This is a genomic window from Rhodococcus jostii RHA1 (genome assembly GCF_000014565.1).
Taxonomy (GTDB): Bacteria; Actinomycetota; Actinomycetes; order Mycobacteriales; family Mycobacteriaceae; genus Rhodococcus_F; species Rhodococcus_F jostii_A.
Window position 1 is genome coordinate 273,035 of the sequence record NC_008268.1, and the last position, 4,513, is coordinate 277,547.

Consider the following 4,513-nt stretch of genomic DNA (forward strand, 5'->3'; position numbering starts at 1 on the left):
CGCGCGGGTCGATGCTTTCGGTGTTTTCCGACCGTGATCGGCGCACACTGAGTGCAGGGATGAGGAGGAGAAGGTGTTCCACCAGGACCGCGGCGCCGTATCCAGCGGAGATCGTGACACTTCGACGGCCGACGAGCATCTCCTGAACGAATCCCTTCTCGTCGAGCCCGAGGTCCGCCGGCGCCCCTGGCGCGAATTCCTCGCATCGACACCCGGACGCCTGTCCCTCCTCGCCGTCGTCCTCGTCGCGGTGGCGCTGACGGCCGGTCTCGTGACGTCCGCCGTGGTCGCCGCGCGGCAGCAGCGCATGGAAACCCTTCGCGCCCACACCGAACCGCTGGCGGACGCCGCGCAGAACCTGTTCAGCTCGTTGTCGATCGCCGACGCGGCAGCGACATCGTCGTTCATCGCGGGTGCCATCGAGCCGCTGGCGGTGCGCGACCGGTACAACCAGGCGCTCGGGGACGCGTCGAACGCACTCGTCACCGCGTCGTACGGCGTCACCTCCGGCGACGTCGAATCGTTGCGACTGCTCACCGAGATGTCGCGGCACGTCGCCGTGTACACGGACCTGGTGGCGACCGCACGGTCCAACGACTCCGCGGGAAATCCGGTCGGGGTGGCGTATCTCGGAACCGCTTCGGCTCTGATGCAGGACACCATCCTGCCCTTGGCCGAACACCTCTACAACGACCAGGCCCGCGCCGTCGCCGACACGCAATCCCACACCGCCCGGTTGCCCGCCACCGCTATTGTGGTCGCGTCGGCCGGGGTCGTCGTCCTCGCCGTCGCACACGCATACGTGGCGCATCGAAGCCGTCGCCGGGTCAATCCCGGGCTGGCGTGCGCGACGGTCCTGCTGGCCGCACTCGTCGTGTGGATCGTGATCGCCGGGCTGTTGTCGACGTCGGCGAGCGAACGCGCACGGATCGACGGCGCCGAACCCCTCGCGGCGGTCACGAAGGCGAGGATCCTCGCCCAGCAGGCCCGCGCCGACGAGACACTGGGACTGCTCCGGCCGGGTTTCGATCCGGCCGGGAGCGACTATGCCCGGCACACGGACGCACTCTCCGCGATTCTGAACTCGGACGCGTCGCGGAACACCGTGATCGCGCCGACGATCGCCGATGCGTCCGCCGCGTTCGACGGATGGCGGAGCGCGCACCGGGATCTGCAGCAGAAGCTCGCAGACGGCGACTACCAGGGCGCGGCGGACGTCGCGGTCGGTCCGGGCGCGACGGCATCGACCGCCCAGTTCCGGGCCCTCGACGAATCGCTCGAAGACGCCATCACCGCCCTGCGCACCGAGGAACTCGACGCGATGCGGGAGTCGTACCGCACGATGGCGGCGCTCGCCGTGGGTGGCATCGTGCTCGCTGTTTCCGCAGCGCTCGCCGTCGTCGCGGGGATCGAACCCCGAGTGAGTGAGTACCACTGATGGTGCGAACACACCCGGAACGGCGACCGCGCTCCACCCGGCTGCTCGGGTGCCTCGCGTTCGGCGCTGTCCTGATTGCCGGCTGCGGCGCCCCCGACGCACCCGCCCCGAGGTTCTCCGGAGACTTCACGGAGTTTCCCCTGTCGGCCGGCGCCCAGCTCATCGCACCGTCCGACACGCCGCCACCGGATACAGAGACGCCGGCATGCGCAGCACCGGCCAGCCTCCGCCCGGGGACTCCGAGTTTCGGCGGCACGCTCGGCGATATCCGTGCCCGCGGCACCGTGGTCGTCGCGGTCGATCAGAACACCAACCTGTTCAGTTTCCGCGACCCGACGACCGGCACCCTCACCGGATTCGGTGTCGACCTCGCTCGGGAGGTCGCACGTGATCTGCTCGGCGATCCCACCAAGGTCGAGTTCCGGCCGCTCGGAACCGATGACGGCGCCGAGATGCTCGCCGACCGTGACGCGGACATGGTCGTGCGTCCGGTGGCCCTCCCCTGTCAAGGTCTCCAGGACTTGACGTTCTCCACGGTGTATCTCGAGGCCTCACGCCGGCTCGTGGTGCGGGACGGGTCGGGTATCTCCGGTCCGGCCGACCTTGCCCGGCGACGGGTCTGCACGCATCACGACCCGGCGTCGATGTCGGCGCTGTCGCGCATCGCCCCCAAAGCCACGATCCTTGCGGTCCCCGACTGGGACGACTGTCTCATGGCCATCCAGCAGCGGCAGGCCGACGCGGTCGCAGGCGCCGCCTTCCTCGCCGGTCTCGTCGCCCAGGATCCGAATCTCGAAATCGTCGGTCCCGAAACAGATTCCGCCCAGTACGCCATCGGCCTCGCTCCCGGAAACGACGACCTCGTCCGGTTCGTCAACGGCACACTGGAACGACTGCGCACAGACGGAACCTGGGCGGCCCTCTACGAGCGGTGGCTGTCGTCGCTCGGCCCGGCACCCGGACCACCGGCCCCGGAGTACCGGGACTGACCGACCCCTCAGACGGCGGGCGCCACTTTTATCCCCCGAGTTCCACCACGTCCCGGCTCAGCTCGGATCGTCGTCGGCAACGGTCTTGGGCAGGCCGGTCCCCATCGGGTCGAGCAGGGCCGTGGTGCGCGAACCCCATCGCTCGTGCGCGGATTGGCGGGTCATCCCGGCGGCCTTGCCGATGGTCGCCCACGTCGCTCCCTGAAAGCGCAGGCCGAGAACGGTTTCGATGCCGTCCAGGCCGGCAGCGAGCTGTATACGAAGACTCAGCAGGTGCCAGGCCAGGGTTCGCTGGTTGGGAATGTCCGTGCCCTGCTCGGCGTCCCATTCCGCCGTGCCGGGAAGCGGCCCGGTGCCGATGATTTCGTCGGCGTGACGGCTTGCTTCGGCGGCCGCAGCCGTTATCACCGCGCGAGCAGCGGCGTCGATTTCCGCACTGACGGCGCGTTCGACCAGTTCCATGACTACCTCCCAATTCTGTCAGGTATAGCCTGACAGGGATGGGACCTGGCGTCAAGAATTACCTGACACGAGGTGGGACGCGCGACCGGATTCACGGTGCTCGAATGTCAGGGCAAGCAATTCCAGGTCGAGTTCGACGCAGTCATCACGCGGGCAGTGGAGAAGGTTCGCCGCCTCACCTGAACCCTGTCGATCCCGCACGGAGCTGCGCTGCGAGATCAGTGATGTCGGTGGCTGAAATGTCCCAACTGCCTGTTGGCGCGAGATCATCCGTCTGGTGCGGTCCGTGTTCGACGGGCCGGAGAATGAAGGCTGTAGCCAGTCCTGTGGCGTGAGCGGCTTCGAGGTCGCCGTTGTGGGCGGCGGCGAGCATGACTTCGCCCGGGTGAAGACCGAGAACCTGTGCTGTCCGCAGGTAAGCCTGGGGATCAGGTTTGTATTTCCGGTTGATGTCGGAGCCGATGATCACGTCCCACGGGATTCCGGCGTTCTTGGCCATGTCGAGCAGAAGTGAGGTGTTGCCGTTCGAGAGCGGGCCGATGATGTACTCGGCTTTGATCGCCGTGAGCCCTGGCACGCTGTCGGGCCAGGGGGTGAGCACATGCCAGGCGCGCGCGAGCTCGTCGAGCTCTCCGGAATCGTGATTCGTGGGGTCGATACCCGATTCGCGGAGCACGAAGTCGAGGTTCTCGCGGTGCAAGATATCGAGAGTCACGAACTCGCGGGCGCCGGAAAGGATCGCGTCCATCGATGGCTGGTAACGGGCGCGCCACCGGTCGGCGAATGCAACTGCGTCCACCTCGAGCTGATGACGCGCCGCATAATCCGCAACAGCGGTGGCGATACCGGTGCGCCAATCGACAACGGTGCCAAAGGTATCGAACAACACGGCGCGGACATTGCGCCCCGTCGACGGGGACCGGAACGGCACACCAGCCATGGGCGTCCTTTCGACTCGAACGGATGACGTGGCATCAGAATAGTGCCGTCATACAAAGCCGTCGGCGAATCGAACGGAGCGCCCATGGGTGAGCGTCTGCTTCAGTACCGGGAGTAGTGCTGTCCACTCACCTGGTCACCGGCGCAGATGCACTTGCGTTCGAGGCTTCGCGCCGAGGTCACGGCACAGAACCGAATCCCGAGCTCGTCGTGGGAATCCGCGCTGTGTGGGCATGCCGTGCACGATGCCTCCGATTCCACCACCAGCGTGGGGCTCGGCGACTCGGAGACGAGGAAATTTGACACATCAGTCGGGTTCGACGCCATGGCGGCGCTCCAGTTCTCGGCCCTTCGACTGCGGGCCGCGGTGGGCGCCGAGGACGACATGGCATGACCGCGCATATTCGAATAACCCTCGACAACCACCACGCTACCCCCTCACGGCCCAACCCCGCCGCGTCACCATTCGTGACCTCGGCAGACGCACGGGTCGACCGCCTGATCGGGCGGGCCCTCTCGGCGAGCGCCGGAAGTCGGCCCGCAAGGCGACGGCCGGGGGCATCTTCGCAGGTACAGCACATACTGGTAGTAACGGACCCGGTCGTGCCCGCGATATAGATCAGCTAAGCCGAAACGTCCGACCCAGAGGCAATCGTCGTTGGTTGCCGTCGGGAGGTTCTAGCAA

Annotated in this window: 5 protein-coding genes; 2 read left to right on the top strand and 3 right to left on the bottom strand. The window is 67.1% G+C overall.

Translation table 11 applies throughout. From position 1 onward, the window contains the following. Positions 1-73 precede the first annotated feature (73 nt). A complete protein-coding gene (locus tag RHA1_RS01155; protein WP_011593526.1) occupies positions 74-1,438 on the top strand; it encodes a GlnX family signal transduction membrane protein in 1,365 nt (454 codons plus the stop codon). Then, positions 1,438-2,427 carry a glutamate ABC transporter substrate-binding protein gene (locus RHA1_RS01160; RefSeq protein WP_011593527.1) on the top strand — a complete coding sequence of 330 codons (990 nt, stop codon included), beginning with the start codon at positions 1,438-1,440 and terminating at the stop codon, positions 2,425-2,427. Before RHA1_RS01155 ends, RHA1_RS01160 begins: the two co-directional genes overlap by 1 nt. A 57-nt stretch (positions 2,428-2,484) precedes the next feature. Here the strand turns inward: RHA1_RS01160 and RHA1_RS01165 are convergent, their stop codons facing one another. The 3 genes from RHA1_RS01165 to RHA1_RS51280 all read right to left on the bottom strand — a co-directional run bounded on the left by RHA1_RS01165 (position 2,485) and on the right by RHA1_RS51280 (position 4,230). Further along, complete coding sequence (locus tag RHA1_RS01165) at positions 2,485-2,889, bottom strand: hypothetical protein (RefSeq protein WP_011593528.1); 405 nt, start codon at positions 2,887-2,889, stop codon at positions 2,485-2,487. Between the two features lie 175 nt (positions 2,890-3,064). After that, positions 3,065-3,829 (bottom strand): haloacid dehalogenase type II, encoded by a 765-nt coding sequence (locus RHA1_RS01170; protein ID WP_011593529.1) that lies wholly within the window; start codon positions 3,827-3,829, stop codon positions 3,065-3,067. Between the two features lie 101 nt (positions 3,830-3,930). Continuing rightward, positions 3,931-4,230 (bottom strand): RGCVC family protein, encoded by a 300-nt coding sequence (locus RHA1_RS51280; RefSeq protein WP_337505174.1) that lies wholly within the window; start codon positions 4,228-4,230, stop codon positions 3,931-3,933. Between the last annotated feature and the right edge of the window lie 283 nt (positions 4,231-4,513).